The 16,105-nt window shown below is 53.6% G+C and carries 15 protein-coding genes; 8 read left to right on the top strand and 7 right to left on the bottom strand.

The genetic code is table 11. The features are described 5' to 3' along the window. Positions 1-8: 8 nt before the first annotated feature. Positions 9-935 (top strand): TIGR03571 family LLM class oxidoreductase, encoded by a 927-nt coding sequence (locus QWJ10_RS11700; protein ID WP_197871505.1) that lies wholly within the window; start codon positions 9-11, stop codon positions 933-935. A 37-nt stretch (positions 936-972) separates the two neighbouring features. Here the strand turns inward: QWJ10_RS11700 and mrdA are convergent, their stop codons facing one another. Continuing rightward, complete coding sequence (gene mrdA / locus QWJ10_RS11695; protein WP_289926482.1) at positions 973-2,865, bottom strand: penicillin-binding protein 2; 1,893 nt, start codon at positions 2,863-2,865, stop codon at positions 973-975. Positions 2,866-3,126: 261 nt separating this feature from the next. On the opposite strand from mrdA, the gene QWJ10_RS11690 reads away from it, so the two are divergent. Together QWJ10_RS11690 and QWJ10_RS11685 are read left to right on the top strand one after the other, a co-directional pair. Further along, positions 3,127-4,104, top strand: a complete 978-nt coding sequence (locus tag QWJ10_RS11690) for a L,D-transpeptidase family protein (RefSeq protein WP_289926481.1) — start codon at positions 3,127-3,129, stop codon at positions 4,102-4,104. Between the two features lie 353 nt (positions 4,105-4,457). Then, complete coding sequence (locus tag QWJ10_RS11685; protein WP_289926480.1) at positions 4,458-5,765, top strand: sugar ABC transporter substrate-binding protein; 1,308 nt, start codon at positions 4,458-4,460, stop codon at positions 5,763-5,765. A 198-nt stretch (positions 5,766-5,963) separates the two neighbouring features. On the opposite strand, the gene QWJ10_RS11680 is transcribed toward QWJ10_RS11685, so the two are convergent. Beyond that, positions 5,964-6,206 carry a hypothetical protein gene (locus QWJ10_RS11680; RefSeq protein WP_074828458.1) on the bottom strand — a complete coding sequence of 81 codons (243 nt, stop codon included), beginning with the start codon at positions 6,204-6,206 and terminating at the stop codon, positions 5,964-5,966. Between the two features lie 1,001 nt (positions 6,207-7,207). Here QWJ10_RS11680 and QWJ10_RS11675 point away from each other — a divergent pair. The 4 genes from QWJ10_RS11675 (at position 7,208) to QWJ10_RS11660 (ending at position 10,323) form a co-directional block, all read left to right on the top strand. After that, positions 7,208-8,446, top strand: a complete 1,239-nt coding sequence (locus QWJ10_RS11675) for a hypothetical protein (RefSeq protein ID WP_289926479.1) — start codon at positions 7,208-7,210, stop codon at positions 8,444-8,446. A 69-nt stretch (positions 8,447-8,515) separates the two neighbouring features. Further along, positions 8,516-9,187, top strand: a complete 672-nt coding sequence (locus QWJ10_RS11670) for an HAD family phosphatase (protein ID WP_019364227.1) — start codon at positions 8,516-8,518, stop codon at positions 9,185-9,187. Positions 9,188-9,310: 123 nt separating this feature from the next. Continuing rightward, positions 9,311-9,898, top strand: coding sequence for an SIS domain-containing protein (locus tag QWJ10_RS11665; RefSeq protein ID WP_019364226.1), 588 nt, complete (start codon positions 9,311-9,313; stop codon positions 9,896-9,898). 215 nt (positions 9,899-10,113) lie between these two features. Continuing rightward, a complete protein-coding gene (locus QWJ10_RS11660; RefSeq protein WP_197871517.1) occupies positions 10,114-10,323 on the top strand; it encodes a hypothetical protein in 210 nt (69 codons plus the stop codon). 179 nt (positions 10,324-10,502) lie between these two features. Here the strand turns inward: QWJ10_RS11660 and QWJ10_RS11655 are convergent, their stop codons facing one another. Continuing rightward, positions 10,503-10,826, bottom strand: coding sequence for a DUF6482 family protein (locus tag QWJ10_RS11655; protein WP_019364224.1), 324 nt, complete (start codon positions 10,824-10,826; stop codon positions 10,503-10,505). A 337-nt stretch (positions 10,827-11,163) separates the two neighbouring features. On the opposite strand from QWJ10_RS11655, the gene hemB reads away from it, so the two are divergent. Continuing rightward, positions 11,164-12,138, top strand: a complete 975-nt coding sequence (gene hemB, locus QWJ10_RS11650) for a porphobilinogen synthase (RefSeq protein ID WP_122043891.1) — start codon at positions 11,164-11,166, stop codon at positions 12,136-12,138. Between the two features lie 47 nt (positions 12,139-12,185). Here the strand turns inward: hemB and QWJ10_RS11645 are convergent, their stop codons facing one another. Genes QWJ10_RS11645 through QWJ10_RS11630 form a run of 4 tightly spaced genes read right to left on the bottom strand, consistent with a single transcriptional unit; the run spans position 12,186 to position 15,923 of the window. After that, positions 12,186-12,953, bottom strand: a complete 768-nt coding sequence (locus QWJ10_RS11645; RefSeq protein WP_289926475.1) for a heme ABC transporter ATP-binding protein — start codon at positions 12,951-12,953, stop codon at positions 12,186-12,188. Beyond that, a complete protein-coding gene (locus QWJ10_RS11640) occupies positions 12,953-13,930 on the bottom strand; it encodes an iron ABC transporter permease (RefSeq protein WP_289926531.1) in 978 nt (325 codons plus the stop codon). Before QWJ10_RS11640 ends, QWJ10_RS11645 begins: the two co-directional genes overlap by 1 nt. A 50-nt stretch (positions 13,931-13,980) precedes the next feature. After that, positions 13,981-14,868 carry an ABC transporter substrate-binding protein gene (locus QWJ10_RS11635; RefSeq protein WP_289926473.1) on the bottom strand — a complete coding sequence of 296 codons (888 nt, stop codon included), beginning with the start codon at positions 14,866-14,868 and terminating at the stop codon, positions 13,981-13,983. Further along, on the bottom strand, positions 14,865-15,923 hold the full coding sequence (locus QWJ10_RS11630) for a ChuX/HutX family heme-like substrate-binding protein (protein ID WP_289926470.1): 1,059 nt from the start codon (positions 15,921-15,923) through the stop codon (positions 14,865-14,867). Before QWJ10_RS11630 ends, QWJ10_RS11635 begins: the two co-directional genes overlap by 4 nt. Positions 15,924-16,105 lie beyond the last annotated feature (182 nt).

Genomic DNA, 16,105 nt, shown 5'->3' with positions numbered 1-16,105 from the left:
AGTCTTGTATGTCGTCTGCATTGAGAGCATTGACTGCCGAAGGCTTCAGCATTGGGATCGAGCTTCCTCTGGATAATGACTGGACGGCAGCGGGTGGGCTGGCACGGCAGCACGCCGGCCGCCTACCCGGCGAGCCTGACCTTGAGGCGCATGCTGAACTGGCAAGGCTGGCGGATCGGCTAGGATACCGGACCCTGTGGATACGCGATGTGCCGCTATACGATCCGGAGTTTGGCGATGCCGCCCAGGTATTCGAGGCGTTTAGTTATCTGGGTTATCTGGCCGGTATTACGGAGCGCATTCTGCTTGGTACGGCCGCCATTGTGTTGCCGCTGCGTGAGCCGATGCTGACCATGAAGTCCGCCGCAACCATTCACCAACTGAGCAAGGGACGGCTGCTATTAGGTGTCGCCAGCGGCGACAGGCCAGTGGAGTATCCGGTGTTTGGCAAAAGCTATGACAGCCGCAGCCATGCGTTTCGAACCCAGATCGGTATGTTCCGCGATTGGGGCGCGACCAAACTGCCTGCGGGTATACGGTTGCTACCTCGTCCGGCAGAGCCGTTACCGCTGTTAGTCGCCGGTATGGCCCAGCAGCGGCCAGACTGGATCGGTGAGCAGATGGATGGCTTGCTGGCTTATCCTGGAACACCCGTTGAGCATGTACAGCGCAGCGCACTCTGGCGCAGCGTTGCCGGTGACAAGCCATACATAAGCTTTATCCATCTAGACCTGCTGGCGGACCCGAACGCCTCCCTGGTGCGACATCGCTTCGGTATTGCGGCGGGGCGTCGGGAGCTGATCAAAGAGCTTGAGGCCATGAAGGCGGCCGGTGTGCAGCATATCGGCCTGCATTTCCGGCGTAATCAGCGGCCTGTAGCCCAGACGATGGAGGAGATTGCAGAGTACGTTCTGCCGGTTTTTCACGCTAAATAAGAAAACCGGGCCGTAAGCCGGCCCGGTCACTCCAGATTTAGCCGTGAACATCCGAGGAGTTTTTGGGGCTGTGCGCGTACTGCTCCTTCAGATGACCGTCTGCATTGAGAAGCCAGGCGTCCATGACCTCCCGCACCACAGGGCCTGCTACACGGCCTCCCGCCTCACCGTTCTCGATCATGACCGCCACCACGATCTTCGGATCTTCTGCCGGGGCAAACCCTACAAACAGCGCATTGTCACGGTTACGTTCCTTGACTTTGGTGCGGTCGTACCGTTCACCCTGCCGTATGGCGACCACCTGCGCCGTACCACTCTTGCCGGCGATACGGTACTGCGCCCCCTGAGCAGCCTGTCGTGCGATGCCTCGAGGGGCATGCATCACCATCTGCATGCCTTCGTTCACGGCATCCCACTCGCGCGGGTCATGCAGCTTGATGTTGGGCATCGGGTTTGGGTCCTGTATCGGCGAGTCACCTATGAGCTTGGCCAGGTGAGGTCGATGCCATACGCCTTTGCTGGCAATCAGCGATGTAGCCTGGGCGAGCTGAAGCGGTGTGACCTGCATATAGCCCTGGCCAATTCCCAGGATAAGCGTCTCACCGGGATACCACATCTGCCGACGTGTGGCGCGCTTCCATTCCCGGGAGGGCATCAGGCCAGTCGCCTCGCTATCCATGTCGATGGACACACGCTGTCCTAATCCAAAGTGCGACAGATAGTCGTGCAGGTTATCGATACCCAGACGATGGGCCACCTCATAAAAGTAGGTGTCGTTGGAGCGCATGATGGCGGCATCCAGATCCACCCAGCCGTCGCCATTACGGTTCCAGTTCCGATATTTGTGATCGTAATTGGGCAACTCGTAATAACCGGGATCGAAGATACGTGTGGCCGGTGTGATTACGCCTGTATCCAGCCCTGCGATGGCGACTTCCGGCTTGATGGTCGAGCCGGGAGCATAAAGTCCGCGCAGCACCCGGTTGTAGAGGGGACGGTCGATGGAGTCCCGCAGCTGGGCATAATCCTTGAAGCTGATGCCTTTGACGAACAGGTTGGGGTCGAAGCTGGGCTTGCTCACCATGGCAAGAACCTCGCCTGTGTTGGGGTCGAGGGCCACGATGGCGCCTCGGCGATCACCCAGGGCGTGTTCAGCGGCCTTTTGCAGGTTGATATCTAGACTCAGCGTGATGTCTTTGCCCGGTATTGGATTGGTGCGGCTCAAGGTACGCAGGATGCGACCACGGGCATTGGTTTCAACCTCTTCGTAGCCAACCTGCCCGTGCAGTTCGTCTTCATAGAAGTGTTCTACACCCGTCTTGCCGATGATATCGGTGCCGCTGTAATTGGTCTCGTCGAGTTTCTTCTGCTCTGCATCATTGATGCGCCCGACATAACCAATTACATGGGCAAAGTCATCACCGTAGGGGTAATGGCGAATGAAGTGCGCTTCGACATCCGTACCGGGCAGCATGAACTGATTGACGGCCAGCTTGGCAATCTGCTCCTCCGACAGATCGGAAATCAGCGTGATGGGCTGGTAGGGGCGATGAACCTGATGCACAACGTGTTCGAAATCTTCCAGGTCTTCCTCAGGAAGATCCAGCGTCTTGATGACGTTATGCAGGACCTCATCCAACTTTCCGGCACGCTCTTTGGTCAGGGTGAGGTCAAAGCTTGGCTTGTTGTCCGCGATCACGACACCGTTGCGATCATAGATCAAGCCCCGAGCCGGAGGGATAGGAAGAACATGAACACGGTTATTTTCCGAAAGGGTTGTGTTGTAGCCATAGGTGATGACCTGCAGGTAATACATTCGGCCCATCAGGACGAGAAACAGAAAGAACGTGATTACCGAAAAAATGAATACGCGGCGGTTCGCCATCTTGGCGTTGCGCTCGTGATCCTGAAGCGGAATTTTTGAGAACATGAATAAACGCTGAGCTAAAGAATTAAGACCGGCCAGCCACAGAGTGAGAAGATGAAGGCGTACTGGCGTAATAACTGCCCTAGTGTACCGGCGAAACGGCTTCGCGAGCCGATTAATGAAATGACAGGGGTGCAAATGATGCACCTGGACGGTCTTAGTAGAAGAGCGTCAAGTAATGTTTGTTTACTAAGTGTGTCTTAAGTCGTGCCGGCTCAATCTAATAGTCATCTCATTGATCGAGTACTATCGAAGGATCTTCCTATGTGGACACGTGCCTTGTCTGTGGTCGGGATGACGTGGGTGGTCAGCCTGTTTTCCAGCCCGCTTATGGCGCTTGAGTTTCCTCTGCCTCCGCCGGGTGAAGACATCATCGGGCAGGTTCAGGTGATCGAGGCCAAGTACGAAGACACGTTCGCTGATCTGGATGACACCTATGATCTGGGCTACAACGCAATGGTCGCTGCCAACCCGGGCGTCGATGCCTGGCTGCCGGGGGCAGGTACCAAGATTGTACTGCCTACCCGTTTCATTCTGCCGCCGGGGCCTCGTGAAGGCATCGTAATAAACCTGGCGGAGTATCGTCTTTACTACTTCCCCAAAGACGGTCATACGGTCTTTACTTATCCTATTGGTATCGGCCGCGAGGGATGGGGATCGCCCGTAACCACAACGAAGATCACCGGCAAGATCAAGGACCCGAGCTGGTATCCGCCCGCGTCCATCCGCGCGGAACACGCAGCGGAGGGCGACATCCTGCCTACGGTTGTACCGCCCGGGCCGGACAACCCGCTGGGGCCCTACAAGCTGACCCTGGGCCTGCCGGGCTATCTCATCCATGGTTCCAATCAGAAATTCGGGATTGGCATGCAGGTCAGCCATGGGTGCATTCACTTGCTCAACAAGGACGTAACGGAACTGGTAGGCATAGTTCCTGTAGGAACCCCAGTGCGCTTCATCAATGAGCCCTATGAGTTTGGTGTCAGCGGCGGAAAGCTCTATATCCAAGCCCACCAGCCGTTATTGACAAAAACAGGGCAGCCAGCGGTGATCGATCAGAAAACTGCCTTGGTCAATACGCTCATTCAGCGTACGGATCTGGGGCCGAACGCCCAAGTGGACTGGACCAGAATTGATGAGGCTGTAAAAACCTTGAGCGGCGTGCCGGTCGAGATTGCGACGCTAGGCCAGCCTGGTGTACAGACCTCTCAGGTAACAACGGCAACCTCTACTACGTATTAGCAGTAAGCATTGATAGAGGCACCTGGATTGCCAGCGTTAGCAAGGCCTTCCATACCACTCATGCTCGGTTGAGCAATCGATCCGGTTATGGTCTACCCACTGCGGGAGCTGCTTACACAGTGCCCGCAGAAGGAGCTTTGAAACTGGCTGGGTCTGACAGCCGGCACTGCTCTAAGCCGTAACTTCTCTTTGATAGTCGGTCTAATTACTGGAAACGACTCCAGTCATTACTGTTTCCTGGCGGTTAAGGCGTACACCTTGGTTGCTGGAAACAATCGATCCGGCACGTTCTCATTCCTTTAGGCAACAATAATAAACCTGTGCTGCAAAAGGCATGGGAGCAGGGCATTTCAATGAATAGATATCCTAAGGTGCTGATGGTTACGGCCTGCCTCTGTGTGACTATCACAGCTCATGCCGAAACCCTGACGATTGCAGCCGTCAACAACCATGATTTGGTGCGTATGCAGCAACTGTCGAAGGTTTTCGAAGAGCGGAATCCTGACATCACGCTGGATTGGGTTTTGCTGGAAGAGAATACACTTCGACAGCGACTGACTACCGACATCGCTACGCAGGGTGCCCAGTTTGATGTTGTCAGCATTGGTGCGTACGAGGCATCGCTGTGGGGAGCAAGGGGCTGGTTGACCCCCATCAAAGACCTACCGACGGATTACGATGTGGAAGATCTTTTTCCCTCGGTGCGTGAAGGACTGTCCGTCGACAATACCCTATACGCGCTGCCCTTTTATGCAGAGAGTTCCATTACCTATTACCGGTCTGACCTATTCAAACAGGCGGGTCTTCAGATGCCGGAACAGCCTACTTGGGAGCAGCTTGGGGAGCTGGCTTCCAAACTGCATCAACCCGATAAGGACCAGTATGGCCTCTGTTTACGCGGTAAGGCAGGATGGGGAGAAAACATGGGAATTATCACAACCATGGCCAACTCATTCGGCGCGCGCTGGTTCAACGAGCAATGGCAGCCTGAATTTACAGGTCCAGAGTGGACCAAGGCCATCACTTTCTATGTGGACACGATGAAGAAATACGGTCCACCAGGGGTGTCCAGTAACGGCTTCAATGAGAATCTCGCACTGTTTAGCACGGGGAAATGTGCAATATGGGTGGATGCCAGTGTGGCGGGCTCCACCGTAACGGACCGTACCCAAAGTACTGTTGTAGACAGCGTGGGCTTTGCAGCTTCGCCGAAGCAAGTCACAACCAAAGGCTCTTCATGGCTATGGGCGTGGTCTCTTGCGATCCCGACCAGCTCACAGCACAAACAGAGCGCATTGAGCTTTATAACCTGGGCTACCTCAAAGCAGTACATACAATTGGTAGCCAAAAAAGATGGCGTTGCCAATGTACCGCCGGGGACGCGTAAATCAACGTACAGCGAGGCCTATTTGAAAGCCGCGCCTTTTGCAGGTGTCACACTGGAGATGATGGAGCAAGCCGATCCGGCCCACCCAACGTTGAAGACAGTGCCATACCGCGGTGTACAGTATGTCCTGATTCCGGAATTTCAATCGCTTGGTACCCAGGTGGGTACTGTCTTCTCGGGAGCGCTGACCGGCCATATGCCAGTTCAACAGGCCTTGCAGGCAGCCCAACAGGTTGCGACCCGCGAGATGAAACGGGCAGGTTATCCCAAATAAGCGCTATGGTAGGTGCAATAGCTCTTCATGAAGTCGTGACAGAGGAGACCCAAAGAGGTTACTAGTAAATGCTGGTAACCTCAGGCACCTACTTAACGTTTATCCAGCCGTCCAGGTAAACCATTATCCGAGATTAAGCGTAAGCCTTGCACTACAGGCTTACCCGTTAATAAGGTTATTAATTAATACAACTACTTATTAAAGAGTTGTCGTCAATTTAATAAATGCTACTTCTTGCGCCTCGCCGATGGTTTGATGTGTTATGCGGGTTTTCCCTTTGGCATCTCTGTAAATCTCAACAAACTCGCTGGATACGGAAATAGGCCCCAGGATACGTATAGTCTGCTCAGGCTCCAAGATCTCACGGTCTTCACAGGTTGCTACGATAAAAAGATCAGGATTCAGTTTTTCAAGTTCTTTTATAAGTTCGCTTACAGTCATGTCTGAATCCTCTTAAAAGTGAATACATTGCTTTAGGTTTGTGCGCTCAACAGTTCAAAACCTGTGGCAATATAGGAACTACGAATAATGTCGGAGTAAAAGATGCAGTCATAGGAGTTATCATGAAAAGCTAGATTGGCAGTGTCGAGTGTTTGGAATGCACCTCTTGCATAAATATGGATTGTATTCTGATAAAGAGGTTTCTTGTCATGATGACCATTCGGCAGGTACAGCTACAGAGGAGCACACTTTATTCAAGTCGATTTGCTTTTATCGAGACTGACCCACTAGAAGGGCCGTTGCTTTTGCATTCATTGGCTGCCTAGGCACTAGGTCCATAGCGGTGGAGACCTGAATATAGACGACTGTAGGTTTTTGATAAACCTACATACAAACTGTACAGGTATTGGTATGTTGTACAAAAGCAAAGTAATCGGCCTTTAGCAACGGTTAACCTGGCTGCGAATAAGTTATACAAACGAGCCGGCGGCACTATAAGTTAGACCTGTATGTTGTTTTTGTTGTTGTCCGTTCGTCTGCATTGTGAAACTATTACAACTTCTTAATATCAGAATAGTGTGAGGGATGTTCTTATAATGCCTTTCGAAAAAGGGATGATAATAGAGGTTATTCCGCTACGGTTACGCTTTCGGTGAGTCTATACAAGCTTTTGGGTTTTCTGCTGTAACTTTATATCTTTTCTCGGGTACTGCTTTATTTGCGCAAATCATGATTTAAGTGCATGGTAAAAAACCATAGCAGAGGAATGGCTTTGCCTGAGAAAGAGGAGGCGAGACTTAATAATGTTGCATTACTATATTAAAGTGTGAAGGTCATTGAAGTATATGTTGTGAGGATTATCAGTTTTTAAGAATAGCTGCATCATTATGTGGCTATTTAAGTAGGTTCGCGTCTCACCAATTATTTATCTGTGGATTCCTGCTAGTAGCCATGGAGGGTTGAAACACGATCTTCATGTATAAGCGGAGTACAGAATAATCATGCTGCATATTCATTTTGGTACGGGCCGACTCGGGCTGGGTCTGGTCGCTCCTTTTTTTCAGGCTCCAGGCTCAGAACTCTATCTCTTCAATCGTGCCGTTTCTGGGGGTAGCGCAACAGGCTCTACGGCCGTTAGTCCCGAGCGCCGTAATGAGCTCCTTCTCACCCACTCTCGAAAAGAATATGTCATCGCGACACCAGAAGGCGAGATGAAGCCAAGAGAGCGAGTAATCTACAACGATTTCTTCACTTATGAAGATAAGAGTATTGAGAGGCCGATTCGGGATATTCTCGATCGTTCCGAGGGAAAGTCCAAGGGCGTCATTGTCACAGCGTCCGTATTGGCAGCAGAAAACTATAGCCCGGTTATCGAAGCACTCAATCTGATCTGCAAGGCAAAGATTGATGAAGAGGGCTCGATAGGCAATATTTATCTTATTGCCTGTGAAAACACCGTAAGTGCTTGCGAAGTGCTGGATCATGAAAGTCTGCAGGGGATTATTTCCGACGATATTCGCCAGTGTGTTCGCTGTGTACCCGCTTTAGTGGATCGCGTGTGTGTCGAGCTGGAGGAGGCCGTACTCGATAATGAACCTACGCTGGTGGTACGAGCGGAAGAGTACGGCGCATTAAAAGTTGAACTGTGCCCCCGTACCGAGCAGTTGCCCCAGATTCTCGAGGGTAGCCGGATACAGTTCAGTCGTTATCTCGATATCGAAAAGGAAATCAAAAATTCACTGCTCAATGGCTCCCATTGGCTTATCGCACTAACAGCCTTTCAGGAAACAGGTGGCAGGCCGGAAATCAAGCTCAACGAGTTCATTCAAGAGACCGATAACCATCGGCTTTACGCCTCGGAGGTCATAAATGAGATGCGCGATGGGGTTGAAGCGTTGCTGCGCTCCAAACCCAAGTATGCCGACTTTGTCCGGGATGTTGACGTGACGGCATATCTGGATGGGGCCGCCAAATCCATCCTGAGCCGTTTCGAGGCAAACTCTGACACGATCAATCGGATTCTGGCCCGCTTTCGCGCCCCATGCCCTGATGAGGTAACAACGGTACAGAAGTTCATCGATCGCTTTCTGCACCGCATCGAAGAGCCGTTACAGGCGTATCAGGAGCAAAAGGGGCTACCTGCTAAAAGTGCATCACAAGGGCTGTTCAACCTGTTTCGTCTGCAAGCCTCGGGTACTTATATCGATTCCCACCCTGTCGAGCAGGACAAAGCCAGCTAGTCGAAGTCCAACCTTTTACCTGGGGCGCTTTGAAGCCTCGAACCAAACATGAAGAGGAGACTTAGCGGAATGAAATTTGAGGCGTTGATTTTTGATTGTGATGGAGTGCTGATCGATAGCGAAATATTGGTGTGCCGCATTGCGGCGGAGGAGCTGACCAAACTTGGCTATTCCATTACAACGGAGCAAGTCATTCAACGCTTCGCGGGTCGGCCTGACCACGAAATGCGAGCTGAGATCGAGCACGAGTGGGGCAGGCCTATTCCGGAGGGCTACCGCGAAAGTGTCAATGCGCGGACGGTTGAGTCGTATGCAACAGAGCTCAAGATCATGCCGCGGCTTATGGAGGCCCTGGATCAGATCGATCTGCCAGTCTGTGTCGCTTCGAGCAGTTTTCCTGAAAAGCTCCGTTTAGGGTTGGAGACGGTTGGGCTGTATGAGCGGTTCATGCCCAATGTAGTCAGCGCAACCTTAGTTGCACGCGGAAAGCCGGAGCCGGATGTTTTTCTGTTTGCCGCCGGGTGGATGAAGACCAGCCCGAAGAAGTGTCTGGTTCTGGAAGATAGCGTAGCGGGTGTAACCGCTGGAGTGCGTGCTGGAATGCATGTGCTCGGTTTTGCAGGCGGCGCTCATTGTGACGCAGGTCATCGACAGCGGTTGCTGGACGCGGGCGCTTCCGCTGTCTTTTGCGATATGAGCGAAATGCCATCCTTGATCAAAAATTTAAACGCCCCGGTTTAATGCATGACCCATGTGGGTAGGTTTACTACTTGAGTTCTCTTTAAAGGAGCGCCGTCAAGATAGATCTCTTGTGCTCCTATAGAAGCCACTATTACACAATTTAGATAGACAAGAGAGGTAACAATGGAGAAGCACGTTGTCGCAAGCCTGACCGAGTCCCGCTCGGCATTAGACGCGTTCATGCGGGATGAGCTTGCGGTTTCGGCCATTGCCCAGGCCGGGCAGCTCCTGGTTGATACGTTTACTAAGGGCGGCCGCGTCTTTAGTTGTGGCAATGGTGGTTCTATGTGTGATGCCATGCATTTTGCCGAAGAATTGTCAGGCCGCTATCGTGAAGATAGAAGAGGTCTGCCGGCAGTTTCAATCAGTGATCCTAGCCACCTGAGCTGCGTTGCGAATGATATGGGCTACAGCCAGGTCTTTTCGCGCTATCTGGAGGCACATGGACGAGCCGGAGACTGTCTGCTGGCTTTTAGTACGAGCGGAACAAGTGCCAACGTGGTGGCTGCGGCGGAATATGCCAAAGCAAACGGCATATTGCTGGTGGCTCTGACGGGGCGGCAAGGCTCACCACTAGGAGCGCTAGCCGATATAGAAATCTGTGCGCCTGGGGGGAGGTATGCTGACCGTGTTCAAGAGCTGCACATCAAAGTTGTTCATATCTTGATTGAGCTAGTGGAACGGGGGCTGTTTCCTGACAATTATGCGTGAAGCAATACGCAGCTCATGCTTAACGGCATGTTGAGCATGCCATGCCGTGACGTGTAATCCTACTCAAAGGCTTCTCTATGGTTAAGCACAGCATCCCTTGCCTTACGTCAATGTATCCGTTCGTAAAGGTCACGTAAACGTTGCTTAATAGCAAAGTGCTATGGTTAGAATCAGCGTGTCTTAATTCAATGAAGTAGTGAAATTAAGGAGCGCAGATGCCTACGGACAACGCCAGCGGAGCGGTTGGTGATGTGTTGGAAAAGACGGATGATATGGAGCGGGCGGACTATCTGGCGTTTGCACGAAAGCTCCATGATGCTGCCGTAGACGCTGCCAGAACGCAGCTATATCAACTCGATGATGCAGACGCCTGTACACGAGAGCTGCATGAGTTGTATGAGCGCTTTCGCAAGCAATATCTGTGATGTATGAACCTGACAGATGAGGCGTCCGGGTTAGAACTTCTGCATTGCAGCCAAAAGAATATTTAACCCTATGTGTGTATTTAAGAGGGGTGATGCTAAGGCCGTAAAGAACTGTTTGGCTGGTGGTGTCCGTCGCTAGGATGGAACGACAGAGCCTGAATACATCAGGCTCAGCAGTCCTAGTTGTTTCTTTGGCCCATTGAATTGCCATGCAGGGGAATGGGCTCCTTGGAAGCCTGGGGCGTGCTGTCTTGCCCGACCATCTCTTCGTAGACTGCAGGCTGAACCAGGAACAGCTGAACGTCTCCCTTCAGATTAACCAGTGTTTTTCGGCCTTCTTCGACCGAGGCGATATGTAGCGTTTCACCGTGATCGTTCACAACGGGATGGGATTCATTATTCATTAACGCATGTATGACGAAAGAGCCGCCCTCCATGGAAACGAAATGGATTTCCTTAACATCTCCGTCCTTCACATGCTTGGTCAATTCTGCCACTTTCATGAAGGTTCTCCAGTGCTGGGGTTGTTGTTCAAATAAGCGTTTCGCTATCGTTCTTTGAAACGTGGTGGGTGGGCGAGTTCAATAGAGGAACGTCCGTCTTGTGATATCTGCACAGCCTTGTGGTGCCCATCATCTACCTTGCTACGATGAAAACGATGCGCGGCAACGTGACGCGCTGAAGGGGCGACATAAAACGTCTGTTCAGTAGTATGCTAATGAAATGACGATCCGCTGAGTCCTTCGGCTCGACTTTCAGAATCCTTCCTATTGCCGTGGCCATCCCTCCGCTCGTCAGACGTCGAATCTGCTACAGATTTTGTTTATTGCGAGGTTTCAAGTGCCCAGTTCTTTCCCTCTTTCTCGCCCACGCCGTCTTCGTCGGTCCGATCAGCTTCGCTCGATGTTTCAGGAAACTGAGCTGAGCCTCAATGATCTGGTACTGCCGATCTTCGTCGAGGAAGAAATCGATGATTTCGTCCCGATCAAAGCCATGCCGGGTGTCATGCGTATCCCCGAATCCAGGCTGGCCAGCGAAATCGAGCGTTATGCCCGCGCCGGTATCAAGTCGGTCATGACCTTCGGTGTGTCTCATCACCTGTCCCATGACGGAAGCGATACATGGCATGAGGACGGCCTGGTTTCACGTATGGCGCGTATCTGCAAGGACGCGGTACCGGAAATGATCGTCATGTCCGATACCTGTTTCTGCGAGTACACCACCCATGGTCATTGTGGCATCGTTCATGATGACCACATCGATAACGATGCCACGCTGATCAATCTGGGCAAGCAAGCAGTTGCTGCGGCTCAGGCCGGTGCAGACTTCATTGCGCCGTCGGCAGCCATGGATGGACAGGTGCATGCGATCCGCAGCGCTTTGGATGAGGCAGGCTTTATTAATACTTCAATCATGTCCTACTCCACCAAATTTGCGTCGGCAATGTATGGCCCGTTCCGCGAGGCCGGTGGTAGCGCGCTCAAGGGCAATCGCAATGCCTACCAGATGAATCCCATGAACCGCCGTGAAGCGATCCGTGAATCTCTGATGGATGAGCAGGAAGGCGCGGATGCGCTGATGGTGAAGCCTGCTGGTGCCTACCTGGATATCATTCGAGACATTCGTGAGGCCTCGAGGCTACCGCTGGGCGCCTATCAGGTCAGCGGTGAATACGCTATGATCAAGTTTGCGGCCGCCGCCGGGGCGATTGACGAACACCGTGTGGTACGGGAAAGCCTGGGTTCAATCAAGCGTGCCGGTGCCGATCTGATCTTTACCTATTTCGCCATGGATCTGGCCAAAGACGGTATCTAACACTGCGAATAGCGAGCCGGCACTCCTTTCGCCGGCTCCGCTCAAGGCTACAGGTAGATCACCAACGGATGGCCATGCACTGGGTGCTCCTGAATCAGGACGTCCAGGTCAAACACTGCCTTGAGGCGCTCGGGGCATAAGACTTCTTCAGGGCTGCCCAAGCCCTCCATTTGACCCTGCTTGAGCAGAAGCAGCCTGTCGCAGTAGCGGGCCGCCAGGTTCATGTCGTGCAGCACGACGGCTACGGCTAACCCTTGATTGGCCATCTGCCTGATCACCTTCAGAATGCTGTGCTGGTGATGGGGGTCGAGGGCTGACGTCGGCTCATCCAGTAAGAGCACCTTGTCAGAGGTGGCAGGCCATAGCTGCGCGAATATGCGGGCCAAATGGGTTCGCTGGCGCTCCCCGCCGGACAGGGTAGTATAGTGGCGTTGCGCAAGCTCGGTCAGGTCGCAAAGATCAAGTACCGTATCGACGATTCGGGTATCGGTATGGAGGCCTGTTGCGTGGGGTAGTCTGCCAAAACCTGCAACTTGTCTTACCGTAAACGCAAAACTTAACGTCGAGGCTTGAGGCAGTACAGCCAGATTAAGAGCCCTCGCCTCGGACGACCATGCTGCCAGGGGCGTTGCTCCAAGCATGATATCGCCTGAGGTCGGACGTATGTCTCCACATAACGCGCCAAAGAGTGTGCTTTTCCCCGCGCCGTTGGGACCGATAACTCCCAGGATTTCGCCGCTGCGCAGCTCCAGATCAATGTCACGAATACGCCACCCGGTGGCATGCTGAACGCTTAATTCTGTTGCCTTGAGCATTACATGGCCCGTCGCAACAGCAGGAACAAAAAGAAGGGCGCCCCGATAAAAGCAGTCACGATCCCTATTGGCAATTCGGCGGGCGCCAGCAACAGGCGTGCAATGATATCGGCCAGAAGCAACAGGCTGGCGCCGCCAAACAGTGCGCTGGGTAAGAGTACCCGATGGTCGGGCCCTGTAATCAAGCGCAGCAGGTGGGGCACGACCAGTCCTACGAAGCCGATCAGGCCTGCTGCTGCGACTGCGGCACCTACACCCAAGGCAGTACACAGGATCAGTTCGCCCTTGAGTCGCTCTACATCGATACCCAAGTGTCGTGCCTCGGACTCTCCAAGAAGCAACGCATTCAGGGCGTCGGCACGCCGGGGCAACCATAGCGCTACGGCCAAGCCAATCCCCACCAGCGGCCATAGCCGGGCATAGCTGGCACCGTTCAGGCTCCCCAGGTTCCAGGACGTCAACAGGCGCAGCGTGGTGTCATCAGCCAGATAGGTGAGCAGACCTATGGCAGCACCTGCCATGGCCGTTAACGCAATACCTGCCAGGAGCATGGTGGCGACGTGTGCCTGACCGTGCCGGCAACCCAGCCGGTAAACGATGGCAGTGATCACCAGGCCGCCCATGAAGGCAAACAATGACAGCAGATAAGGCTGGAGCCCAATCGGCAGGATGAAGAGGTACTCGTCGCCGACAATTGCCAGGGCTGCGCCCAACGCCGCTCCACTGGACACCCCAATCAGACCAGGGTCTGCAAGGGGATTGCGGAAAAGCCCTTGCATGGCAACGCCTGTCAATGCCAGTACCGCACCAACCATCAAACCCATCAGGGTACGGGGCAAACGAATCTGCCCAACTACCAACAGAGCCTGGTCACTGGCGGTAACAGGTAGACCGGAAAGATGAGCCAGCGCGCGCAACGTTTCGCCCAGGGGGAGGCGAAGCGGCCCCAGCGCCAGTGACAGCCATAGGCTGAGCAGGGTCAAGCCGATCAGCCCTATAAGCAATAACCGAGGCGACGCGCGCAGGCTCATGGTTGTCCAGCTGCCAGCTCTGGAAGATCTTGCAGGTAAAACTGTCCGGCTAGGTGCTCCGCTACTTCCGGCAGACGAGGTCCCAGTCCGCCTACCAGTACGGTGGCATCAATAGGCAGTAAGTGTCCTTCACGCACGGCCTGACTTTGCTCTAGGGCAGGATTCTGCTTTAACAGCGCCTGCGCAGCAGCAGCGCCCTCAAGGCGGCGGTCGGCAATAATGATATACGCCGGGTCAAGCCCAGCCAGCACTTCGCTGGAGAGCGCCTTGTATCCTGGCTGCGTAGCCAGGTTTATACCTCCTGCCTGCTTGATCAGCCAATCGCCGAGTGTACCGGGCCCTGCGATCAACGGCCGATCTCCCGTGCCTCCAATCAGTAGAAGCACGCCAGGGCTGGCGTGATGCGCCTGAGCTGCATGAATGCGGGATTCCAGACTGTGCAACGTATCACTGTAGCGGGTAAATTGCCTTTGGGCCTCTTCCGGTTTCCCCAGCCAGGTACCTAGTGCTTCCAGGGTACGGTGCAGAGTGTCCAGACTGGCGTCGGCCGACAAGGTCTCTACTCGCACTCCTGTTCTGCGCAGTTGATCAAGCACGGGAGGCGGCCCCATCTCTTCGCTGCCTACCAGTATGTCTGGCCGCAAAGTAAGAATGCCTTCAGCGCTGAGCTGGCGTTGATAACCTATCCTGGGCAGCGTTTGAAGCGACTCGGGGTGCTGGCTTGTAGTGTCTACGCCAACCAGTCGGGATTGACCGCCCAGTACGGCGATCCATTCAGTCAGCGAGCCGCCTGCACTGACCCAGCGTTGGGACTGCTCGGCAGATAAAACGACCACGGCGGTAGCCCAGAGCAGAAGTCCGATGGCAAGACGAATCTTTTTCACTGAGCAGACTCCGCCAGGGCTGTCCATTGTGCACGTTCGGGTTGGCCAGGTTTACGTGCGCCAAACATCTGCATGATCAGTTCTCCGTTGTGGTCATACGCCTCAAGGCTGGTAATGATGCCGTCCACACTCGGTTTACGCACGCGCCAGAGTGTACGGATACCCGACGTTTGCAGGTGCAGATTGAAGGCACTGTCCAATACATTGAACCAAGTGTCTACCCACTTGAGTGTTGTGAGGGTTCCGGTATGGATCTGGATACAGTGTTGGTTGCCCACAAATATCATGATGGGTAATTGCTGTGCCGCTGCAGCGTTCATGACCTGGGGCAGCGCGTCCACATTCAATGATTCAGCCCACTCCTTGCCCGCCAGTCGTAAGGCCTGGGTTCTGGCGATGCCCAGTCGCTGTAGGAGCGCATGAAAGTGATGGGTGTCCTTTAGCTCCGCCCACCCTGAGCGCAGGGCCTCGATATCAACCTTCTGATCGGAACAGGGCGGTATGCGCGCTTTCAACGGTACCCGTGTCAATTCGCAGCTTTGCTCAGTTTCCTTAAAGCGTGTCTTCAGCGCTTCCCAGGCATCCTCATGACTGTTCTCAGTCAGATAGACTTTATGAATCGCCATTCCTTGTGCATCAAAGACCTGAAGGCTATGTAACAGGCCGCGCGAAGTCACTTCGTCTACCGCAAACGCAAATGTCCAGCCTGAGAGAAACAGCCGTAAATCGATATCGGGCGAGACGACCAGCCCCATACGACCATTTCCTGATATGGCCAGTTCGCGGTACGGCCCCTGGCGCTCATGGACGCAGTATTCATTGCGCGTAAGCGCCATGACAGGTCCCAAGTTGGCAAGCTCTCCCAGTAGCGCTTTCCATTCAGGACGCAGGCGGATCACATCGTTCCCAATCCGACTGGCTACAAGCTCCGCCTCGCTGACCTTCAGCTGTTGGGCGGCATCACGTGCACGTATAGAGGGTTTTTCCAGGCGCAGACGTTGCCACTCCTTGAAGAGATCGCACGCAACGGCAGGCTCTAACGTAGACAGGCTCATAGGGGATTTCCTTGAAGGTTAGGGTAGAGCGGCATGGCTAGACATCCGTCTAGCGAACCAGTGCGAGTATATTAAAACGATAATCATTTACAATAAAGATGATATTAATTCTCATCTTTGGCTTTACAGATATCGCGCGGATAGTAATGATTATCAAATGCATTAAATAACACCGAGCCCTC

It is taken from the genome of Pseudomonas sp. WAC2 (genome assembly GCF_030403525.1).
GTDB classification, from domain to species: domain Bacteria; phylum Pseudomonadota; class Gammaproteobacteria; order Pseudomonadales; family Pseudomonadaceae; genus Chryseomonas; species Chryseomonas luteola.
This window is presented reverse-complemented; position numbering and strand designations above follow the sequence as displayed.